Genomic DNA, 22,831 nt, shown 5'->3' on the forward strand with positions numbered 1-22,831 from the left:
CTGCCTAAAAGGCAGTTTTTCAGTTGTTAACATATTTTTAACCTGTTAAATAAAATATTATTTAACTATTACTTTTTTTGTTTCTGTATAACCATCATAGTTGATATTTAAAACATACATACCAGCATTAAGCGAAGAAACATCCACAGCATTAACTACAGAATCAAACTGTCTTACAATACGACCCTGTAAGTCATACATAATCACACTTCCTTCAGATGGTTGACCTAACGCACCCATATCAATATTGATTACATCTGAAGCAGGATTAGGATAGATTGCCACCTTATTGAATTGATTATCCACTACATTTAACTCATCAGTTATACCGTTAACAACTAACGAATAGGCCTGAGAGCCTCCCGAAAGATTACCTTTATGATTAATTGTAATAGTATAAACACCAGGAGTAACATCAGTTAACTCAACATACTCAACATTATCCCTGTCATTGTCAGATCTTACAGCAGGCAGTATAACATTACTAGAAAGCTTCCACGGAAACGTAGGCAATATACCTCCTGCTTTCATAACCCTTACATCAATATCATTTATAAGTCTTGGATTATTTTGATTAGCCTGCTCCAATGCAGCGGCAGCAGGATCTGTCCAAACTACAGTTACTTTTAAAGGTTGATCACCCTGAGCAGTTACCTGTTTTGTATAAACACCTCCATTATCTAAAACATTCTCTTCAATAAGCGAACTTACACCATTATTATTAATAACCTCTACCGCTCTTTGAGCATTGATTACCCCCCAACCAAACTTATGATCAGGACCATCCCAAGAACCTGCTTCATCCGCAGTGTTAATCATTAAGGCTTTAAGAGTAGCAGCACGCATATATTCCTCATTAGTATCATAATAATGCTCCTGCAACAAAATAAGAGTACCCGCAACACCAGGTGAAGCCATAGAGGTCCCCTGTAATGTTGCATAACCACTACCACCGCCAGCAGTAGGATATGAAGAGTAAACTCCTTCACCTTTCATAGCAATATCCGGCTTAACCCTCTTATCATCTGTTGGACCATAACTACTAAAAGAAGTCATTGAAATATCATTAACATCACGATCTGCAAGAATATCTCTTACACCCTTAACCGCCGCAACAACGATAGCATTTTTTGATGTCTTATTACCAATAAGTAAATCACTTGTCTCACCCTCCCTATCGTTACCGGCAGATATTACAGCCTGATAGTAAGGAGCCGCATAATGAATAAGATCCCACGCACGGCTTTCACTTGAATAAGCACCAGGCATCCACCCTGCAGCATTCTCTAATGGTATACCATAAGAGTGATTAGAAACAAGAAGAGCAACATTTGGATCTGTTGCCGCACTTAAAGCTTCATTATTATCAAAAGAAGCTTCGTAAGCAAGTAAATCAGCCTGATATGCAAGTCCTCTGGCACCAATATCACCATCACCAGAACCAATAAGAGTACCCGCAACGTGAGTAGCGTGACCTGAAGCCTCAAAATCCTCTTCATTAAAAGATGCATTATCACCTATAGTAACCCTACCAACTAACTGCTCATGATCATCTAAACAACCTTCAATTTCCCACATACCAAGAAGCATACCTGATCCATTAAGGTCAAGCCCCATATCTCCTCCTGTTCTAATATGTGTAACCATCGAAGTAGCTGCACTACTTTTTTGTCCTAAATTATTATCAGGAGCCTTATAAATAGGCTCATCGTGAGAAGTAACACCCATTAAACGTGCAACAACACCATTCTTATTAGTAACCTTTAGCGGCCAACCATTCACTTCCGCTAACTCAAGAGCTCTTTCGTAACTTCTTAAATTCTCCTCCTCAAGCCCTTCAATTACTTTTTTAACTTCAGCCTGGTTATAGTGGCTAACTATCTTAGCTCTCTGCTCTGGTGTACTTTGAGCTGATGCAGAAAAACCTGCCATTAACCCAACTGACAAAAGCATTAAAGCTGATACAGTATTTTTTTTCATAACTGTTTTAAAAAAAATTAATAATAAACAACCAATAGACCTTTTCTTTACAAGAATCTCAAAACCAAAAGATTTTGAAACCTTTTTAAAAAAGAAAAGCAAAAATATAAATAATTAGAAATTAACCTATATTAATTTCAATTTTAACGCAACTAAATTACATTTGCGTATAATTTTATACGTAAAAAATACATTTATCGATTTATGTTATCCCTAAAATTTTCAGAATTCCCTATTGAAACCGGCACTGACGAAGCAGGTCGCGGGTGTCTTGCAGGTCCGGTAACTGCAGCAGCAGTTATCCTGCCTGATAATTTTGAATTAAAACTTCTGAACGACTCTAAGAAACTCACCGAAAAAATAAGAGAACAACTAAGACCCCTTATTGAAGAAATGGCCTTATGCTACCATGTAACAAATATTGAGCCAGAGGTGATAGATGAAATAAACATATTAAACGCCTCTATTAAGGCAATGCAGGACTGCATCACTAAACTAACCCCTAAACCGGAATATATAATAGTAGACGGCAACAGGTTTAAACCTGTAAACAATATACCCTACAGCTGCATTGTTAAAGGGGACGGCAAATACCTTAGCATCGCAGCAGCATCAGTACTTGCAAAGACCTACAGAGATGAGTATATGAATAAAATTCATGAAGAATTCCCGATGTACAACTGGAAGAAAAACAAAGGGTACCCTACCGTTGAGCATCGTGAAGCCATTAAAAAGTATGGTATAACAAAGTATCACCGTAAATCATTCAGACTATTACCTGACCAACTGGAACTGGATTTCAAGGTTTAATTAAATTTTAACTAAACCTTCAGTAAAAGCTCTTCTTTTGCATTAACTATTTCCGCTTCAAAAAGCTCAATGAAATATTTTAGTATTTTTAGTTTAATCTCCTCTTCATCTACCCTATCCACTCTCAACTCCACATTAAGGGAAGTTACAGCCTTATCCTTAATCCCACACGGAATTATATTATCAAAATATCCTAAATCAGCATTTACATTAAAAGCAAAACCATGCATGGTAACCCAGCGCGATGCCCTCACACCCATTGCACATATTTTACGGGCAAACGGAGTACCTACATCCAGCCAAACTCCGGTTTCCCCTTCACTCCTAACCCCTTTAAGACCATAATCAGCCATCACCTTTATAATCACATCCTCCAAAAAACGAAGATACTTATGTATATCGGTAAAAAAGTTCTCTAAGTCAAGTATAGGATAACCTACTACCTGCCCGGGACCGTGATAAGTTATATCACCCCCGCGGTTTATTTTATAAAAAGTAGCGCCTTTATCTGCCAGTTGTTTTTCATTAAGCAACAGGTTTTGCATATCTCCGCTTTTACCTAATGTATAAACATGAGGATGCTGCGTAAACAATAGGTAATTTGGTGTAAGGTCATTTTTCTCTTCACGCCTGTTCTTCACCTTTACATCAAGTATACCGCTAAAAAGGGTTTCCTGAAAATCCCAAACATCCTTATAGTCTTTCATCCCTAAATCAAGGAACTGTACCTGCTTATTCATAACTGTAATATCTAATTCATTACAAAATTACGAAACTTCTCCCGGTTTAACCCTATAAAAAAACCGGACACCCCTTGAGGCTATCCGGTTTAACAATACCATCTAAATCTTTATTAAAATTTAACTTCAAGCCCCATATCTTCCGGCTTATCAAAATAATCCAACAAAGAATATGTAACGGTTACCTTTTTTTTATCATCACTTATTACTGCCGATTTATCTGAAACAGACTTCACAGGCTTTGGAAACTCATAAATAACTGTATAGGTAGACTCTTCAAACATTGATTTCATCATCTCTTCAGTTGCTGCATCTTCATCACTTTTCTCTTCCTCTTTTGACTTGCCTGATTTTATTGTTTTCACAAACTTCTTACCATCATAAAAATACTTTACATCAGACTCTTTTTTCTCCAAATTCATCCCCGACTGAGCAGCTCCAGGCCTATTCATCTTATTCAGCTCACTAAAAGCCTGCATGATATCTGTAATATCCTCTGCCTTTTTAAAATCGGTAAAAATATCCATCTTGAATTCTGAAGTTTTAGGATCCATCATCATATGCACCTTGAAATTCTCAAGCTTCTTTAGCCTCTCCTGATCTGCCTTAGGTAGTTTTGCTATACTATCTCTTTTTTCATCCAGAATTTCCTTAAAGGTAAAAGTAGAATCTTTTCTTTCCTCCCCTTCTTTAGCCATCTCATCCCCTGCCATAGCCATTAACTGTGATGCATCTACCTCAAGACTCATTTGTCCACTTCCGTCGTCTTTAACTGTAACTCTTTCGGTAAAATTACACGATGTGGCAAACATCAGCATTAACAGGCTAAGCCCATAAAATAATCTTGTTTTCATAATTGGTGTTTGTTTTGTTAATTTCATACCAAATATAATCTTTTTAAAACCTAACAAAAAGCACTGATACAGTTAAAAAATCAAATTGATTATTTATTAATAATCACTACCTTTGCAGGCTTAAAAAAACATTAATAATCATGCAGCTTTCAGAACAAGAAATCATTCGTAGAGAAAAACTGGACACGCTAAGAAAACTCGGCATCAATCCGTATCCCGCTAACCTATTTCCTGTAGACCATACGTCTAAACAGGTTAAGGAAGATTTTGCTGAAGGCAAGAAGGTTGTTATTGCAGGCCGTGTAATGTCTTTCCGTATTCAGGGAAAGGCTTCTTTTGCCGAAATTCAGGATAGTGAAGGACGTATACAGATATATATCAACAGAGATGAGATTTGTCCTGGTGATGATAAAACAAAATACAACGAAGTATTCAAAAAACTCATTGACCTTGGAGACTTTATAGGTGTAGAGGGTACACTTTTCACTACTCAGGTAGGAGAAAAATCTGTACGTGTAACTGACTTCTCACTACTAAGCAAAACACTTAGACCGTTACCAATGCCAAAAACGGATGCCGACGGTAAAGTATACGACGGATTTAACGACCCTGAACTTCGTTACCGCCAGCGTTATGTAGACTTAGTGGTTAACCCTCAGGTTAAAGAAGTATTTGTTAAAAGAACAAAGCTTTTTAACGCTATGAGGAGCTTCTTTAACGACAAAGGTTATTTTGAAGTTGAGACTCCAGTATTACAGCCAATACCGGGTGGTGCAGCAGCAAGACCATTTGTTACTCATCATAACTCCTTAGACATTCCTTTATACATGAGGATTGCCAATGAACTTTACCTTAAAAGACTTATAGTAGGTGGTTTTGACGGTGTTTATGAATTTAGTAAAAACTTCCGTAACGAGGGAATGGACAGAACCCACAACCCAGAGTTTACGGCTATGGAAATATATGTAGCTTACAAAGACTACAACTGGATGATGGAGTTTACCGAAAACCTGCTTGAGCATTGTGCTACAGCAGTAAACGGAACTACCGTTGCTACTTTTGGCGAACATACAGTAGACTTCAAAGCTCCGTATGCCCGTGTTACTATGACCGACGCCATTAAACAGTTTACCGGATTTGATATTACCGGAAAAACTGAAGCCGAAATATTTGAGGCTGCAAAAGGAATGGGTATAGATGTTAACGAGACCATGGGTAAAGGAAAACTTATCGATGAGATTTTTGGCGAGAAATGTGAAGGCAACTTTATTCAGCCAACATTCATTACCGATTACCCTAAAGAAATGAGTCCGCTTTGTAAAGAGCACCGTGATAACCCTGAACTAACCGAGCGTTTTGAGCTTATGGTTTGTGGTAAGGAAATCGCTAACGCTTATTCAGAGCTTAATGACCCTATTGACCAGAGAGAGCGTTTTGAAGCTCAGCTTAAACTTGCCGAAAGAGGTGACGATGAAGCAGGTCAGTTTATCGACTTCGACTTCCTTAGGGCTTTAGAGTATGGTATGCCTCCTACATCTGGTTTAGGCATTGGTATGGACAGGCTAATCATGTTCCTAACCAACAACCAGTCTATACAGGAAGTATTGTTCTTCCCTCAAATGAGACCTGAGAAAAAAGGACCTGAACTAACCGAAGACGAAAAGCTAATTACCGAAATACTTAAAGCCAACAATTCAATTGAACTCGGAGCTTTAAAAACTGAAGCCGGACTAAGCGGTAAAAAATGGGACGCTGCCATGAAAGGTTTATCTAAACACGGACTTGTAAAAGTTGTTGTTGAAGGTGATGTAAAAACTGTAGAATTTAAAGGATAACACACCTATTATATATATGTATAAAAAAAGGAACCTTTCGGTTCCTTTTTTTATAAGCTATAATTAAGATTTATTGCCAACCTATAGTTCGCTTCCACCTTACCTCCCGTAAGGTTTTGGTTTACCGGAACCATCGCATTAACTCCTAAAGAAAATTTACCCATACCGGCTTCTACCCCAGCTTTAGCAAAAAAGATATCCCCCTTAGTATCGGGTATACTCTCACCATACTGCCTGTTTGAAGCATATACTTCTCCGGCCACCCCTACCTGAGGTACCGTTACCAGCTTCTGCCCTTTTATCATATAAAACAGAGTTCCGCCATAATTAAACTGGTTACCAAACTGGTAGTTTTGATTGTTTTCGGTTTTAAAAGTGTAGTTAAGCATGGTATTAAAGCCATAATTCCCTTTTTTAAGAATGTACTCTGCGGCAAGCATATAATCCCAGCTACCTGTACCTAACTGAAAGCTTGGGTTTACACTCCCGTTGTTACTTCCGTTATATTCTCCTGTCGGAGCTTTCACTCCTACACCTGCCTGAAGCGTATGTTTATAAGCCACTGTATCAGTTTTGGTTTGATACACGGTATACATACCCAACACTGTTATATCGCCTATACCGTCAATAGTTTGTTTTCCTGTTGAAGGCGTGCGGTTATTAAAATGATAAGGTACTAATGCCGATACCTGAAAATTTTTAAATACCGGAACCCTCGCCCAAGCCTGTATGGTATTAAAGTTCTCGTCTATCCAGGGCGAGTTATTGAATATCCCCTCACGACTGGAATAGCTTTGATACATATAGCGTACCCCTACAAAGTTTTGATCCAGCATGGAACTAAATCCCATACTCCCGCCACTGGCAGAGCAGCCACAGGCATCACAAAAATCTTCAAACTCATAAGCATATTGCCTGAAGTTTGGATAAAGCGTATCTCTTTCTACTCCTGCATAAAAACACTGAGTAGCCAATAGCAATACACCTATTATATATTTTTTCATTTCGATTAAGTTTGATAGTAAAACAGAGGATTATTTATATACTCCTCATCAGTTAGTGTTTTCAGGAAAGCAATAAGAGCATCTTTCTCTTCCTGGGTAAGCGGGATACCTAAAACATCTTCATGCCTTAACTCATCATCCAGTGTTTCGGAATCAGCAACCCCGTTAGCGTAAAAATTAAGTACCGACTGTAACGAACCAAAGCGTCCATCGTGCATATAAGGAGCAGTAAGTTCCACATTACGCAGGCTGGGAACTTTAAACTTATACCTGTCGGTTGCAAAACCGGTTACTATTTCCCTACCTAAATCATTAAGATTGGGATTAGGCGGAAGTCCATTATTCCTAAAAGCACTATCGGTAAACAAATCGGTTTTATGACACACTGCACATTTTAGCTGAAACAGCACCATACCCTGTTCTTCCTGACTGGTAAAATCACCTCCCGGTTCATTGCGTACATGCTTATCATATCGGGAATTGGCCGAAACCATCACGGTCATAAACTGTCCAAGTGCTTTTAATATATTACCCGATGAAACCTGTTTATCTTCAAATGCCAAACCGAAGAGTTTTACATACTCAGTATCCTGCATCAGCTTTTCTGCTATACCTTGTAAAGTTTCATCCATTTCCTTAGGATTATGAATAGGTACTATAGAAAGCATCTCGATACTATTTGAAGCTCCGTCATAAAAATACTCACTTTGGAAAGCCATGTTTTGAACCGCCGGAGCATTACGTGTCCCTACCTGATCGTATATCCCATGACTGAAATCGTGACCATGATGTGTAAAAGCATATCCCTGCTCATGGCAAAAAGAACACGAAATAGTATTATCAGCAGATAACCGACCGTCGTAAAAAAGTTTTCTCCCTAACTCAAAACCTTTTTCCGTAGGCATATTATAAGATATGTCCTGTGCCGGAGGTGGAAAATTTGACGGAACCTGAAAATCTAACGGCTTATCAACTTCGGTATACTCCTCTTCTTTAGAACACGACACCAAAAGACACCCCAGTAAAAGGGATAAAATAATTGTTCTCATACTATAAAAAGTTAGCCTTGCTACAGGTTGTAGCAAGGCATTAACAATTAGTCTTGATGACTTGAATGGCCTCCGTTATGCACATGGTCTACAACAAACATATTAAGTGTATTTTCGGCAATGGTTATAAGGTTTTCACCTCCCATAATAGCCGTAGCCGTTTGCGCCTCATTAATATTATCAGCAAGTTTTATTTTGTTCACTCCATCAAGAATCACATTAGCATCGGTTTTAAGGTGTATATTAGGCATTTCACCTTCCCTAACCCTTGCAGTAGTAGGTAATAATAAGGTAACCTCCCTGTAATTATCAGTAGCAGTATTACTACCCTGATGCACCTGGAATGTTTTTTCACCATCAACCTCAGATGAAGTATAAGTTCCTTCAAAGTTTATAAAACGGTATCCTGTAGACCAAGTCCATGTTAGGTTATATTCTGTAGCCAGATCCCAAAAACTCTGCTGAGCCGTTTCTCCCTGCAGGTAACGTTGTTCATCTACACCAATACCAAATTTAAGCTGAGTGTAATCTCCGGCAGGTACATTTTCAAGATGAGCTGTTAGTAAATTACCTTCGGCACTAATAACAAAATAGCTTTCTTCCTTTGGGTAAGTGTATTCGGTACCGTCTTCCTTAATAAGCACTACATTACTTATTATATAGTTAAGCCTGTTAATTGTTAGACTCTCTCCATTAGAGTTTGTATAGGTACTTCCTAGTATAAGAGCATCACCATTAACGCCGTTATCAAAATATAATTCTACATCGCCCGATGTCCCTTCTGTAACCGAAAAAGAATCGTCATCGCTACTACATGATACAAAAAGGAAAGTAAGTGCCAATATGGCTATGGTATTTTTTAACTGAAATTTCATTTTAATTTATTTGTTACATTTATATATGTTCCCCGGCCACGCATAAAAGTACGCGCAGACCAATTGTACTACTACAGTTATAACATAACCGCAAAGCACCTTAAGCACACACAAAACATATTGTGTTGCCTGACTACATAGTTATTTAACCAATAAATGTGGGTGGATGAAATACAGCTCCCGTGTTATTATGAGAATACAGATTTGTATAAGGAATTGTAACTTTCTCTATAGGCTGAAGCACTACAGTATTGAAAGTAAAATTAAATGAATCCTGAAAAAATAACACTTCAGTTTCCTGATGTGAAGTTTTTTTGTTTGATACCGGTTTTTCGTCTTCGGCAGCTTTAGCAAGCTCCTTCATCAGGTGACACTTACCGTTACAGTGAAGCTCGGGCTTTGCTTTATTTTCACAAAGCTCATTAGCAATATAGTCATAGTTAAAAACATATTCAAAAACCGGCATAAGCGGTTTAAAGAATATCACCATAGAACATATGACTACTAATTTTTTCACGACACAAAAGTACTATCAAAAGGCTTATCGAAAAAATTTTTGCTCAACATTTTAAACTTTTTCTTTTTAAAAATGTCTTAACAGTATGTAACTTAAAAAAATAAGATTATGAAAACATGGATTTTAGCAGCAGTATTATGTGTTAGCACAAGTGTATTTGCACAACCGGGAAGAGGCGATCATCATAAAGAGAGAGAAAAATTAACGGCTGAACAACGCACGGAACTTCAGGTTAAAAAGATGACTCTTGAACTTGACCTTACAGACAAGCAGAAGGCCGACATACAAAAACTGGTTTTAGACCGAAATAAAAAAGCAGAAACCGAAATGGCTAAACATAAAGCCGACAGGGAAGCAGGTAAAGTTCCAACAAAAGATGAAAGATTTGCAATGCAGAGTAAAAGACTGGACGAACAGATTGCCATGAAAGCCGAAATGAAAAAAGTTTTAAATGACGAACAGTTTGAAAAATGGCAAAAAATGCACCAAAAAAGAAAGGATAATTTTAAACACAGACGTAAAAACTTAAAAAAAGAAAAGAGAAGATAATTTTTTTTCTGTTAAAGTTTTGAGTTGTTTTATAAATTAATTAGATTTGGCGTACATAACACTAAACAAAAACCAGTTTAATCATGAAAAAAATAATTGCTTTATTCGTTGTAATGCTGGCTTTTGGTCTTAACGCCAATGCCCAGAAAAAAGCTCCGTCTAATCAGGTAGTTGCAGCCAAAACACAAGAGAGTTTTAAAGCATCTGCAGAAAAAGACCTTAAAGCCTTAAAAGAAGTTGTTGAACTACAGGGAAGTCAGGAAAAAGCCTTCATGGATCTTTTCATTTACAAACATGAGGTTTTATCTCACGACCTAAGCCAGGAGCGTAAAGATATTTTAGCTGAATCTGTTGAGTCTAAAATCTCTTCTACGTTGACACCAGAGCAAAACAAAAAACTTGCTGCTACACCGGGCTTACTTAAAGTTTTAAGTCATTAATAGTATATAATGTACTAACATAAAAAAAGCTCCCTTTTCAGGGAGCTTTTCTTTTTATAAATCTTTTGCTACTTTTTCAATAGCGTTGATTGTAAAATCAAGATCTTCATACGTAAGGGCATCGGTAATAAACCAGGTCTCATAAGCCGATGGTGCTATATACACTCCTTCCTTAAGCAAGCCGTGGAAAAACTTCTTAAAGGTTTCGTTATCACCGTTTACAGCGGTTTTAAAATCAGTTACCGGATTAGCATCAAAGTGAACCGAGATCATAGAACCTTTCCTGTTTATAGTATAAACTAAATTAGCCGCAGTAAGTTTTTCACGGATACCTTTTTCCAAATAAGCAGTTTTCTCTTCAAGCCTGCTAAATATTGCTTCATCACTATTTAAAGCCTTAAGCATTTCAAGTCCGGCAGCCATAGCCAAAGGATTACCCGAAAGTGTACCGGCCTGATATACCGGTCCAACCGGAGCAAGATAATTCATTATTTCATTTCTTCCTGCAAAAGCACCTACCGGAAGTCCTCCACCTATAACCTTACCAAAGGTTACAATATCGGCCTTAACTCCAAATAATTCCTGAGCACCACCTTTTGCAAGACGAAAACCTGTCATAACCTCATCAAAAATCAGCAGGGCGCCATTTGCATCACAAACCTCTCTTAAAGCCTGCAGGAAACCTTCTGCAGGAGGTATACAACCCATATTACCTGCAACAGGCTCTATGATAATAGCTGCAATCTCATTCTTATTGGCTTCAAACAAATCTTTTACATTCTGTAAATCATTATATGTAGCTAGTAAAGTATCTTTTGCCGTCCCCTGAGTTACACCCGGGCTGTTTGGCGAACCGAAAGTCACCGCACCACTACCCGCCTGTATTAAAAACGAATCAGAGTGCCCATGATAACATCCGGCAAATTTTATAATCTTTTCACGTTTAGTATACCCTCTGGCAAGCCTTACCGCACTCATACATGCTTCGGTTCCCGAGTTTACAAAACGTATTTTATCAATATTAGGAACCATACTCACTGCCAGTTCGGCAATTTCGGTTTCCAAAGCTGTAGGTGTACCAAAAGAGGTTCCTTTTTTAGCCCTTTCTATAACTGCATTTACTACAGGCTCATAAGCATGACCCAAAATCATAGGTCCCCATGAGTTAATATAATCTACTAATCGGTTACCGTCTTCATCATACAGGTAAGCTCCTTTCGCCTCTTTAACAAAAATTGGGGTACCTCCTACCGATTTAAATGCACGCACCGGAGAGTTTACACCTCCCGGAATCACTTTTTCAGCTTCAGCAAACAGCTGGCTGCTTCTTTGATATAACATCTTTATTTAACTTTTAAAATCTGTCCTATAGAAATTGCATTGCTTGTTAAGTCATTCAATTTCATAAGCTCGTCTACTGTCAGATTATGTTTTTTTGAAATGGAATACAAGGTGTCTCCCTGCATTACCTTATATGTTTTTGAAGAACGTGAAGGTGTAGCTGTTTGTGCAACCGCATCTTCCCTGTTCTTTTCTATTTGTTTTTCTACTTCCCTGCGGCGTTTACCTTTTTTACCTAAAACCTCAGCATCAAAAGCATCAAGATTATAGCGCTCAATAAGGTCTATAAGTTTATTAGGATACTTAGGATCTGTAGCATATCCGGCTTTTTTAAGTCCGTGCGCCCATCCTTTATAATCATCGGGATCTAATTCGAAAAGCGAAGCATAACGCTTTCTGGTAGTAAGGAATAGTGAGTGATCTTCATACGACCCAGCAGGATCCTCATATTTCCTAAAGCACTCTCCTTTTGCATCATCATCATGGTATACTTTATCCCCATCCCAGTCGTTATGACATTTAATACCAAAATGGTTATTGGCACTAACACAAAGTGTACCCCTACCAGCACCAGACTCCAGTATACCCTGAGCCAGTGTAATACTTGCCGGTATGCCGTGACGCCTCATATTATCCTCTGCTGTTGATTTGAAGGTGTTAATATAATTACTAACCACATCAGCATATACTACTGTTTTTGAACTGGATTCAAGTGTTTCAGTTTTAGATGAATTTGAAGCTGTAGCCTTACGGGAATCAGCAGTACTTATTTTAGACCTTGATTTTTTGTCTTTTTTCCTGTGCTTTGCAGTTCCGTCTTTAGTGGTTTGAATGCGCGATTTATGTGAGCCGCAGCTGGCTACTAAACCAAGTAAAAATAAAACTAAAATTTTCTTCATCATTTGCATCAGATTTTAATTGTAAGCAGTCCTTTTTTATGTAATTCTTTATTCATTCCGGCTATACCCTGCAGTCCTCCTGTATGTATAACCAGTATACGGGAACTTTCCGGAAAATATCCGTTTTCAATCATATCTATAACGCCAAAAACCATTTTCCCCGTATACACAGGATCTAAAGGTATATTTGTTTTAGTATAAAAATCATTAATAAAGGCTATAAGCCTTTCGTCAGTTTTGGCATAACCACCAAAATGATAATCCGTTATCAGTTGCCAGTTATCCTTTATGGCAAATTTAGCAATATCGGCAAATAAATCTGCTTTTAAAGCCGGAAACCCAAGCACCTTTTGATAAGGCGCAGCACTATTTGCAATACCCGATATTGTACCACCTGTACCAACAGCACAGGCAATATAATCAAACCCGGTATCCTCTGCCGTCAATATCTCTTCGCAACCTTTTACGGCAAAGCTGTTTGTCCCTCCTTCGGGCACCAAATAAAAATCACCAAACTTATCTTTTAAATTAGCAATAAACACTTCTTCGTTTTTTTGCCTGTAAGCCTCACGTGTTATAAACTCAAATTCCATTCCGCAATCCTCGGCAAAACTCAGCGTAGGGTTATCGTTAACCTTCCCGGCAAGCTCTTCCCCTCTTATTACACCAAGTGTTTTAAGTCCGTATTCTTTCCCTGCCGCTGCCGTAGCCGCGATATGGTTAGAATAAGCTCCGCCAAAGGTAAGCAGCATAGTTTTGCCCTGCCTTTTGGCTTCCTGTACATTGTACTTAAGCTTCCTGAATTTATTACCGGATATATAGGTGTGAAGGAGGTCTTCCCGTTTTATGGCGAGATGTATATTCTTTGGAAATCGAATTTGTACCGTTTGGTTCATAAAACAAAAAAGACACCACAAAATAAGTACAAAATATCTAAAAAACATCATGAAATGTGTTAAACATCATGTTTTTTAAACTGTATCTTAAAATTTTGTAACTTTGATATACTTTTTACACACATGAAAATGGACTGCTCTAAAGAAATATGTACCCCCTTAATTGCGCGGATATCCTTTCATAAAGTACTGGAAAAACTCGAAGAAATAGCAGAATCGGACGTTGATTACAGATCAGACTACGCTAAAGCCTTACTTAGACACACAGAGCCTTTCCCGGAACTTCGCGAAGGTATTACCGACCTTGCGCTTCTTGAAAAGCACAAGCTACTGATAAAAAACCTGCTGGCCGACCTTTTCCCGACAGCCCTTACTCATAATGAGATAAAAGCGGCTGCGATACCTTTTTTCAACATCACTTTTAACCATACCGAGCGTTTTAATAAAATACTTGAAAATGCCGGTGAGGATTTTGACATTGAAATAAGAAATTTTGACGACCATCAGTTTTATGTTTTTTGCTGTTGTTTAATTTTAAACATGTATTATGGCTATAACTTTGACTTCAGCAAGCCTTTGTTCTACGATATACCCGATGCCGAAGGTATAATGAAACATTACCGTATTTTATATAATGCCGATTTCCTTGAAATTATCCCTACAGATAAAGCCATAAAAATAACACAGGAAGATGTAGATATCCTTATAGATAACTTTGACAACCTAGAGTTATGGAAAGAGAAATTCCCGCAAAATAGTTGGATTTCCAAAGGGTTTGGTATCATTTCGCTATTTGATGCAACTGTTGAGAATGCTATATCAAACCTTAAATCAAACCTGTTATTACCTCATGAGTTTAAGGAAGTAATTAAGGATGACATTGAGAGTATTTTTAAGTCGATATACAAAGTATCCGACCTGAGAATAGGTTTTACCGAAGTTAACGAAGACGACCAGGTTTTCACTATGGCATCTTTTAAGGATATTAAAAGCCATATTCTGCAGGATTGCGAAGAAATGAACTGTAATAAACTGTTTTGTGACTCTACCCTGAAAAACATGATGGGAGAAAAGCAACAGCTTATAATATCGGATGTGGAAGCTTACAAGGCCAATAATCCTGATGACACCCGTTTTGCCGACAGGTTACTGGAACAGAATATTAAAAGCTGCATACTGGCTCCTATCATTAAAAACGATAGGATGCTGGGCTTTATTGAACTGGTTTCCTCAACACCTAAAGAGCTTAACAGTATCAACGCTATTAAACTCAATTATATACTTCCGTTTCTTACAGATACGTTAGAGAGGTATTATTCTGAGCTTCAAAACGAAATTGATGCTATTATCCAAAACGAATATACTGCAATACATAACAGTGTATACTGGAAGTTTAGGGAAGAGGCGCTGGCACACATTAAAGCCGGCAACAGCCCTGATTTGGCCTATAAAGAAATTATATTTAAAGAGGTTTATCCGCTTTATGGACAAATTGACATTAAAGGCTCATCTACAGCACGTAACGAATCTACCGAGAAAGACCTGATACGTCAGATTGAAAAACTAATTGTACTGTTCCGTTTTATTAATGAGCTTGAGAAGCTACCGCTTATCGAACAGCATACTTACGAACTGGAAAAAATACAGGAAGACCTAAAACATGAGCTTAAAGCCGATACCGAAGCGGTAGTACAGGGATATATAATAAATGAAATCCATGTACTGCTTAGACACTTTGACACAACCAATGCCAAGATACACGAAAGGATTTCGGAATATTTCGAAAGCCTCGACGGTAAGGTAAAAATGGTTTATGAAAACCGTAAGGACTTTGACGATGCCCTTTCTGTTATCAACAAGAAAATGGCCGAGGTATTAGACAAAAAACAGGCCGAAGCTCAATCGTTCTTCCCGCATTATTATGAGCGTTTCAAAACCGATGGTGTGGAACACAACCTGTATATAGGTGCCTCTATAGCTCCTAAACTGTCTTACAATCCGCTATACCTAAACAATCTTAGGTTATGGCAGCTACAGGCAATGTGCGAAATGGAAAACGAATACCATAAACTTCGCCCTACCCTTCCATATGACCTTGATGTCACTTCACTGATACTGGTTTTCAGTACCCCTATATCAATACGTTTCAGGATGGACGAAAAACGCTTTGACGTAGACGGCACTTATAATGCCCGATATGAAGTGGTTAAAAAACGTATTGACAAGTCGTACATTAAAGGTACTCAGGAAAGGATTACACAACAGGGTAAAATTACTATTGTGTATTCCCAAAAACAGGAGGAAGCCGAGTACAGAAGGTACATTAAATACCTACAGCATAAAAATATGCTGGGCAAGACTATTGAAAATTTTGAGGTAGAAGACCTACAGGGTGTTACCGGGCTAAGAGCCTTAAGAGTAGAGATTATCTATGACGAGACTGATATATCCGGAACATACAGCTACCAGGACCTTTTAAAAGAAATGACTACGAAATAATTTTACGCTACATCATTTTAAACGCATATACAAACAATCCTACAGATACTATTATCCCAATCATGAAAATAGTGTAGGTCATTCTTAAAAGCTTGTACTTTCTATGGAGCACTTTCCCCAGAAAGTACAGGTCTTTTATCATAGAATTATATAGGTAATCCCTATCTTTCATTAACTCATTTACTGCCCACTCATACTCATCAAGAGGCATTTTATAAAAGTTACCAAAAAACAAAAGGTTTACCTTTTTATCTTCTATATCCTTACGGGTAAAAGTACCGCTGGTAACTTTAGGTCTTGTTGAAAGTATAGCAAACACAATAGAAACTACTGCAAACATCATCATTACCATTGTAGGGATAATAAGATGAGCATTGTTAGGGCTATCAAGTTTAGGAATTAAGGTAGAAAGTGAAATGGAAATAATAATAGCATTAACCGAAAGTAGGATATTCGCTTTACTGTCGGCAATATCACTTAGCCTGGTATGATTATTAAGTGTCACCCTAAACATGGTATCTATACCACGTTCAGGCCTGTCCATTTTTTCCAGTTTTTTCTGGTTTATTTTTTCTTTAGCACTTTTTTTATTGCCTTTTTCCAGCTTATTGATTGCGTTTTGCAGTTCGGTAATATTAGCCTCTTTTAACGGTTGAAGTTCCCTTTGGGCATAACCCGTAAAAAAACGGTGCTTGTTTAACAGCACTCCCCTGTTTATGGTAGCCCATTCTAAATCAGAAAAGCTTTTATTGTGGGTTAATTTCCATTCGGCCCTAAGCAGCTCTGAAAGACTACAATAATCCTTATCAGCAAAATGCGAGCAGTCAGCATCCTTAATTATTTTCTCTAAATGGGTTTGGGGCTCTACCCCTAGTTTAGTCACTTTAATAAGCGACTGTATTTTAGTTATTTTAGACTCATCATACCCATTCTCCTTCAAAAAGGCTTCTGCTATTTTGGCACTCTCTTCCTCATGATCCAAGTCGCTTACAATGTAGCCTGTATCATGAAGCCATGCTGCCAGCAAAAGCATTTCTTCCTCCTCTCCTGTTACATTTTCATTATCGGCAATAGCTTTCGTATTGTTTACTACACGTAAAGTATGGATGAAATTATGGTAAATATAATCGGGAGATAGTTTATCTTTGAATAAGTGAAAAACGTAGCTTTCGGCTTTTTGAACAACATTCATAAGTATGCAATTAACACCACCAAATTATGAAATTCTTTTTGGTTAACATTATAAGGTGCAGAAATATTAAACTCCTGTTACCTGTTTTTATTGTGTTCACCCTTTTTTCATGTGCTTCCTATGAGGCTAAATATGGAAAAGAAGCTTTTAAATTCCCTATAAAGGATACTCTTAATTACACAATATCACACCGCTTTGTACTTATAGGCGATGCAGGCTATGCTGCACGCCCCAATTCGCAACAGGTACTGGCTTATGCCAAAGAAAAACTTCAGGAAACAGGCGAAAACACCTCTCTGTTTTATCTTGGCGATAATATATACCCACATGGCATGCCTGCAAAAGGTGAAAAAGGAAGAGAAGCTGCAGAAGAAAGCCTTACGTTTCAGCTAAAATTATCTGAATCTTTTAAAGGAACTACCCACTTTATACCGGGTAACCATGACTGGTACAGTGGACTGAAAGGCCTTGAGGAACAGGAAGATTTTGTAAAAGATTACCTTGACCAGAAAAAAGCTTACTTACCCGGAAATGGTTGCGGGATAGATGACTTTAAAGTAAACGACAGCCTTACCGTTATAGCCATAGACAGCCAATGGTTTATTGAAGACTGGGACCGTTACCCGACCATTAATGACGATTGCGATATTAAAACCCGCGACGCCATGTTAAACGAACTGGAAAGCCTGTTAAACAAAAACCAGAATAAAACCGTTATTCTTGCCATTCACCACCCTTTAATAACTAATGGTTCACACGGCGGCTACTTTTCATTACGAAAACAACTTTTCCCTCTGGAAAGTGACATTCCGTTACCTATACTGGGTTCGGTTTTAAATTTGATCAGGAAAACATCGGGGGTTAGTCCGCAGGACATACAGGGAAGGCAGTATAACGCTCTTACCAAAAGAATAAAAACACTTGTTCAGGGCAAGGACAATGTAATAGTGGTTTCCGGTCATGACCACAATCTGCAATACATCTATAAAGACAATATTAACCAGATTATAAGCGGTGCAGGATCTAAAGCCGAAGCGGCCACAACTGTAAATCCTCAGGATTTCTCATACGGAGGATCGGGATATGCAGTACTGGACGTGTATGACACCTATACTTGTAAAGTGACTTACTATGCTGTTAAAGATGGCGTAGAGAATAAGGTATTTGAAAAATACATTACAAGACCAAGACCAAAGAAATATGTGGCCGAAAAATTTGACTCCAATTTCCCTGCAAAGGTAAAAGCATCTGTATACACTCCTGAAATGACCCAAAAAAGCGGGTTTTATAAATTTATGTTCGGTAATTACTACCGTAAGTACTTCAGTATACCTATTGAGGTAAACACAGTTAACCTGGATACCCTGCATGGCGGGCTCACCCCTGTTAGGGAAGGTGGAGGACACCAATCGCTTTCAGTAAGGATGCAAGACCCTGAAGGTAGGGAGTTTGTTATGAGAGGACTAAAGAAAAGTGCCGACCGTTTTTTGCAAACCGTTGCCTTTAAAACCAAGTATATAGGAGACGATTTTAACAATACTCTTACTGAGGCTTTCCTTATGGATTTTTATACCTCCTCTCACCCATATACTCCATTCGTTATAGGTGATATGGAAGAAGCCGTGGGGATTTACCATACAAACCCGGAACTGTTTTACATACCTAAACAGGCTGCCTTACAGGAGTACAATGCTGATTATGGTAATGCCCTGTACATGGTAGAGGAACGCCCTATGGGTAAATTTAAAAACCTTAAAAGCTTTGGCAGTCCGGACGACATTGAAAGTACCGATGATGTATTAGAACACCTTAGAAAGAGTCCGAAATACACCATAGATGAAAGAGCTTTTATTCGTGTAAGGCTATTTGATATGCTTGTAGGCGACTGGGACAGGCATACTGACCAATGGCGTTGGTCCCGTTTTAACGAGAATGATAGTGTAATTTATAAGCCCATACCTCGTGACCGCGATCAGGCATTCCCTAATTATGAAGGCGTATTACTACCTCTTATAATGAATATACCTGCGCTTCGTTATATGCAGGATTATAAAGACCATATAAGGAGCGTAAAATGGCTTGCTTTTGAACCTTACCCTATGGATATGGCACTTATAAGGAACTCCAGTGAACAGGCATGGCTGGAAGAAGCCCGCTACCTGAAAGAAAACCTTACAGATGAAGTTATAGACGAGGCCTTTAGTAAACTCCCGCCTGAGGTACAGGACGAAACCATAGAAGAAATTAAGTCTAACCTGAAAAAAAGACGGAAAGATGTAGAAAAATACGCACTGGAATACCGTGCTGTTTTACTAAGAACCGTACTTATTACCGGTACCGATAAAGACGAGCACTTTGTAATTACCCGACTTCCGGAAGGGCAAACCAGGGTGCAGATATACAGTATTAAGAAACACCACGAAGAGCTTATTAGTGATAACACCTACAACCGCAAACAAACGAAAGAACTTTGGATATACGGTCTTGACGACGATGATGTTTTTGAGGTAAAAGGCAAACCGGAGCAACCTATACTTGTTCGTTTACTTGGTGGTCAAAATAACGACAAATACATCATAGAAAACGGTAAAAAGGTTAAGATATACGACTTTAAAAGCAAGAAAAACACTTATGAAGTAGACGGTAAAACCAAGTTGTTATTAACCGATGATTATGAAACCAATACTTATAACTTTAAAAAACCAGCCTATAATGCTTATACGGGTTTACCAACTGTAGGTTACAACCCTGATGACGGATTTAAACTAGGATTGATTGCTAACTATACTGTAAACAGCTTTAACCGCAGGCCGTTTTCACGCAAGCACACCGTTAAAGCCAATCTTTATTTTGCAACAGGAGGTTTTGAGCTCGATTATACCGGTCAGTTTATGAACATAGCCAGTAAGTGGAATTTTGGTTTTAATGCCCACTTTACAAGCCCTACCTTTAGTATTAACTTTTTTGGTTATGGGAATGAAACTGTTAATAACGACGATCAGTTAGGCATGAATTATAACAGGGTAAAGCTACAAACCTTTAGTGTAGCCCCTGCTCTTTTCAAAGAAACCCCTAACGGTAGTTACTTTGAATTACATACCATGTTCAGGACTATTGAGGTAGAAGAAAGCAATAACCGCTTAGTAAGTCAACCAGGGGTTATACCTGATTATTTACAGGAACACAGGCAATATGCTACCATTAATGGTAAGTATAAATTTGAAAATTATGACATAAAATCATTACCTGCTATGGGAATGTTGTTCTCCATATCGGGTGGATGGACTATGAGTATGGATCAGGCAGAAAGAAACTTTCCCCATGTGCAAAGCGTTCTTGGCTTTACCCACAGAATTACCCGTGATGAGAACCTGGTGTTTGCCACTACTTTTAAAGGGCATGTACTGTTTAATAATAATTTTGAATTTTACCAGGCCGCTACACTTGGTGGAGATAGTGATTTACGCGGTTACAGAAACCAACGTTTTACAGGGAAGGAATCTTATTTACAAAGTACTGATCTAAGACTTACTCTAGGAAATTTCAGAAGTAGTATTATCCCTTTTAAATATGGAATATTTGGCGGATATGACTACGGACGTGTATGGATAGAAAATGATAGTTCAAGAAAATGGCACCAGTCTGCCGGTGGCGGATTATGGATAAACGGTGTAGATGCTCTTACGGCAAAAGCATTTTATTTCCACGGTTCAGATGGTGGCAGGGTAGCCTTTGGGTTATTATTCGGATTTTAATAATCTTTCCATACCCAATTCATAAAGATAACCACCTGCCTTGTTTCCTTTCTCGTCAACAATATAAAGGGTATAATTATCCTTAAAACAAATACCTTCCTTTTGGGACATATGTCCCAATGGGTATTGCGACATGTTTTCCTGTTTAAAATTATCATTTTCAAAATCAGTAATCAACCATACTTTGTCTGAAGACAAAAGCGCTACAGTTTTCCCGTCAGGACTAATATCGGCAGCAGTAATGGCACATTTGCTGTATACCTTGCAACTATTAAGTTTAGCTATTCGTTGTGCTGCATGCTCCCCTTCTTTATTTGGCACCTTGTACACAAAGAAGGTACCATCAAATTTTGCGCTTCTGTTTTTGGTAAATAAGTAGAAGTTGCTGTTAAGTTCAAAAAAGGCTTCCACATCAAAAAACATTTTGGAACGCTTTGGCGGAAACTCGTTTTGCTCAGGGTAATAAAACGAAACTTTGTAAGATGATTTCGCCTCTTTCTTTTCCAGTTCTTCCTTATCTACTCTGTAAATAACAAGATCTTTCCTGTCGTTATCATTATTCCCGAAATCACCTATATAAATATTTCCTTCCTTATCAGATGTTAAATCTTCCCAATCCTTATTTTTAGCATTGGTAATTTTTAATTTCTTTTCGGTTTTTCCATTCTCATCTAAACTATAAAGACTGTTTTTGTTTCCGCTATCCTCAAGCACCCATAGCTTTCCGGTTTGGTGTACATACTCAATGCCCGAAGCCTCTTTTAGCTCTAACTTTCCTTTTTCCTGTAAGACATCGTTACTATTGCAGGAAAGCAAAAACAGGGACAGGAGGTAAAACGTGATTTTCATATACTTATACTGAATTAATACAGTAAAGTTATAAATAAAAAACCATCGGCTAAAAAGCCGATGGCACAACTACTAAAAAAATCAATGTGTCCTATGATTAAATCAAATTGGAAAAAAATAATTCTGCGTAACTAACCTGTCACAAACATACACTTGTAATTTTTACAAGCCGACTATTCTTCCAAAAAAACGTTAAAATGGAGTTTTTTTGGGATAAAACGCCCACAAAACACACAACTTGTTAATGATGAGTTAATTGGAAAAATATTATCATTTACACTGTAAGCTTTTAGTAACTTTATAGTAGCAATCATAGCAGGATTGTACCAAAAAATTAATAACCATTAAAATTTGAAAGTTATGGCAACTGATGATAAAAAAAGGGCAAACAAACCCGATAATGCACTAAATAATCCGGATGAACAATTAATCCCTACAAACGATCCCGCAATCATAAATCCGGTTGAGCTGGCAACTTTCCCAAAACAGAAAAAAACTGATAATCCTGACATGGAAGAGGAAAGGGAAAACCATATGACCAACAGAAAACAATCGGCTGTAAGAAGCGGACGAAACATTACAAATACCAATGACAACCCTGAAAGGGACAGTTATATGTAGGAGAAAGCCTCTTTTCGGGCTTTTTTTTAACACTTCTCTATTAAAACATTATTATTTTTTATAATAATTATATTAAATATATATATTATTAACACAGAAAAGTTGCTAAATCGTTAATTTTTTATT

The 22,831-nt window shown here is 37.8% G+C and carries 19 protein-coding genes; 7 read left to right on the forward strand and 12 right to left on the reverse strand.

All coding sequences use genetic code 11. The features are described 5' to 3' along the window. Window positions 1-57: 57 nt before the first annotated feature. Entirely contained in the window at window positions 58-1,980 is a 1,923-nt protein-coding gene (locus ABS768_RS14055; protein ID WP_408075576.1) for a S8 family serine peptidase, read from the reverse strand. A 204-nt stretch (window positions 1,981-2,184) separates the two neighbouring features. Here ABS768_RS14055 and ABS768_RS14060 point away from each other — a divergent pair, with 204 nt between their 5' ends. Next, the gene (locus ABS768_RS14060) at window positions 2,185-2,790 is read left to right on the forward strand and encodes a ribonuclease HII (protein ID WP_408075577.1); all 606 of its coding nucleotides are present in this window, start codon (window positions 2,185-2,187) and stop codon (window positions 2,788-2,790) included. A gap of 11 nt (window positions 2,791-2,801) precedes the next feature. Here ABS768_RS14060 and lipB read toward each other — a convergent pair whose 3' ends face one another. Further along, window positions 2,802-3,530 (reverse strand): lipoyl(octanoyl) transferase LipB, encoded by a 729-nt coding sequence (gene lipB, locus ABS768_RS14065; protein WP_408075578.1) that lies wholly within the window; start codon window positions 3,528-3,530, stop codon window positions 2,802-2,804. A gap of 113 nt (window positions 3,531-3,643) precedes the next feature. After that, entirely contained in the window at window positions 3,644-4,384 is a 741-nt protein-coding gene (locus ABS768_RS14070; protein WP_408075579.1) for a hypothetical protein, read from the reverse strand. A gap of 140 nt (window positions 4,385-4,524) precedes the next feature. On the opposite strand from ABS768_RS14070, the gene lysS reads away from it, so the two are divergent. Beyond that, window positions 4,525-6,219, forward strand: a complete 1,695-nt coding sequence (lysS, locus tag ABS768_RS14075) for a lysine--tRNA ligase (RefSeq protein ID WP_408075580.1) — start codon at window positions 4,525-4,527, stop codon at window positions 6,217-6,219. A gap of 50 nt (window positions 6,220-6,269) precedes the next feature. Here the strand turns inward: lysS and ABS768_RS14080 are convergent, their stop codons facing one another. The 4 genes from ABS768_RS14080 to ABS768_RS14095 form a co-directional block, all read right to left on the reverse strand. Then, on the reverse strand, window positions 6,270-7,223 hold the full coding sequence (locus ABS768_RS14080; RefSeq protein WP_408075581.1) for a transporter: 954 nt from the start codon (window positions 7,221-7,223) through the stop codon (window positions 6,270-6,272). 5 nt (window positions 7,224-7,228) lie between these two features. Then, window positions 7,229-8,272 carry a cytochrome-c peroxidase gene (locus ABS768_RS14085; protein ID WP_408075582.1) on the reverse strand — a complete coding sequence of 348 codons (1,044 nt, stop codon included), beginning with the start codon at window positions 8,270-8,272 and terminating at the stop codon, window positions 7,229-7,231. A 47-nt stretch (window positions 8,273-8,319) separates the two neighbouring features. Further along, a complete protein-coding gene (locus tag ABS768_RS14090) occupies window positions 8,320-9,147 on the reverse strand; it encodes an MbnP family protein (protein ID WP_408075583.1) in 828 nt (275 codons plus the stop codon). 145 nt (window positions 9,148-9,292) lie between these two features. Further along, a complete protein-coding gene (locus ABS768_RS14095; protein WP_408075584.1) occupies window positions 9,293-9,664 on the reverse strand; it encodes a hypothetical protein in 372 nt (123 codons plus the stop codon). Between the two features lie 108 nt (window positions 9,665-9,772). On the opposite strand from ABS768_RS14095, the gene ABS768_RS14100 reads away from it, so the two are divergent. Further along, on the forward strand, window positions 9,773-10,213 hold the full coding sequence (locus tag ABS768_RS14100; protein ID WP_408075585.1) for a hypothetical protein: 441 nt from the start codon (window positions 9,773-9,775) through the stop codon (window positions 10,211-10,213). An 83-nt stretch (window positions 10,214-10,296) separates the two neighbouring features. Continuing rightward, entirely contained in the window at window positions 10,297-10,653 is a 357-nt protein-coding gene (locus ABS768_RS14105; RefSeq protein ID WP_408075586.1) for a hypothetical protein, read from the forward strand. 54 nt (window positions 10,654-10,707) lie between these two features. Here the strand turns inward: ABS768_RS14105 and hemL are convergent, their stop codons facing one another. Genes hemL through ABS768_RS14120 form a run of 3 tightly spaced genes read right to left on the reverse strand, consistent with a single transcriptional unit; the run spans window position 10,708 to window position 13,840 of the window. Beyond that, on the reverse strand, window positions 10,708-11,994 hold the full coding sequence (gene hemL / locus ABS768_RS14110; protein WP_408075587.1) for a glutamate-1-semialdehyde 2,1-aminomutase: 1,287 nt from the start codon (window positions 11,992-11,994) through the stop codon (window positions 10,708-10,710). A 2-nt stretch (window positions 11,995-11,996) separates the two neighbouring features. After that, window positions 11,997-12,896: a glucosaminidase domain-containing protein gene (locus tag ABS768_RS14115; RefSeq protein WP_408075588.1), complete on the reverse strand. Its 900-nt coding sequence runs from the start codon at window positions 12,894-12,896 to the stop codon at window positions 11,997-11,999. A gap of 5 nt (window positions 12,897-12,901) precedes the next feature. Further along, window positions 12,902-13,840, reverse strand: a complete 939-nt coding sequence (locus tag ABS768_RS14120; protein ID WP_408075589.1) for a 1-aminocyclopropane-1-carboxylate deaminase/D-cysteine desulfhydrase — start codon at window positions 13,838-13,840, stop codon at window positions 12,902-12,904. A 72-nt stretch (window positions 13,841-13,912) separates the two neighbouring features. Here ABS768_RS14120 and ABS768_RS14125 point away from each other — a divergent pair, with 72 nt between their 5' ends. Further along, window positions 13,913-16,288 (forward strand): GAF domain-containing protein, encoded by a 2,376-nt coding sequence (locus ABS768_RS14125; protein ID WP_408075590.1) that lies wholly within the window; start codon window positions 13,913-13,915, stop codon window positions 16,286-16,288. Between the two features lie 7 nt (window positions 16,289-16,295). Here ABS768_RS14125 and ABS768_RS14130 read toward each other — a convergent pair whose 3' ends face one another. After that, entirely contained in the window at window positions 16,296-17,480 is a 1,185-nt protein-coding gene (locus tag ABS768_RS14130; RefSeq protein ID WP_408075591.1) for a Pycsar system effector family protein, read from the reverse strand. Window positions 17,481-17,506: 26 nt separating this feature from the next. Here ABS768_RS14130 and ABS768_RS14135 point away from each other — a divergent pair, with 26 nt between their 5' ends. Further along, window positions 17,507-21,235, forward strand: a complete 3,729-nt coding sequence (locus ABS768_RS14135; RefSeq protein WP_408075592.1) for a metallophosphoesterase — start codon at window positions 17,507-17,509, stop codon at window positions 21,233-21,235. On the opposite strand, the gene ABS768_RS14140 is transcribed toward ABS768_RS14135, so the two are convergent. Beyond that, the gene (locus tag ABS768_RS14140; RefSeq protein WP_408075593.1) at window positions 21,221-22,084 is read right to left on the reverse strand and encodes a hypothetical protein; all 864 of its coding nucleotides are present in this window, start codon (window positions 22,082-22,084) and stop codon (window positions 21,221-21,223) included. The two genes, ABS768_RS14135 and ABS768_RS14140, sit on opposite strands and share 15 nt — an antisense overlap. 360 nt (window positions 22,085-22,444) lie before the next feature. Between ABS768_RS14140 and ABS768_RS14145 the strand changes: the two genes are divergently transcribed. Then, on the forward strand, window positions 22,445-22,705 hold the full coding sequence (locus ABS768_RS14145; protein WP_408075594.1) for a hypothetical protein: 261 nt from the start codon (window positions 22,445-22,447) through the stop codon (window positions 22,703-22,705). Window positions 22,706-22,831 lie beyond the last annotated feature (126 nt).

The sequence above is a fragment of the Flavobacterium rhizophilum genome, assembly GCF_046000485.1.
Taxonomy (GTDB): Bacteria; Bacteroidota; Bacteroidia; order Flavobacteriales; family Flavobacteriaceae; genus Flavobacterium; species Flavobacterium rhizophilum.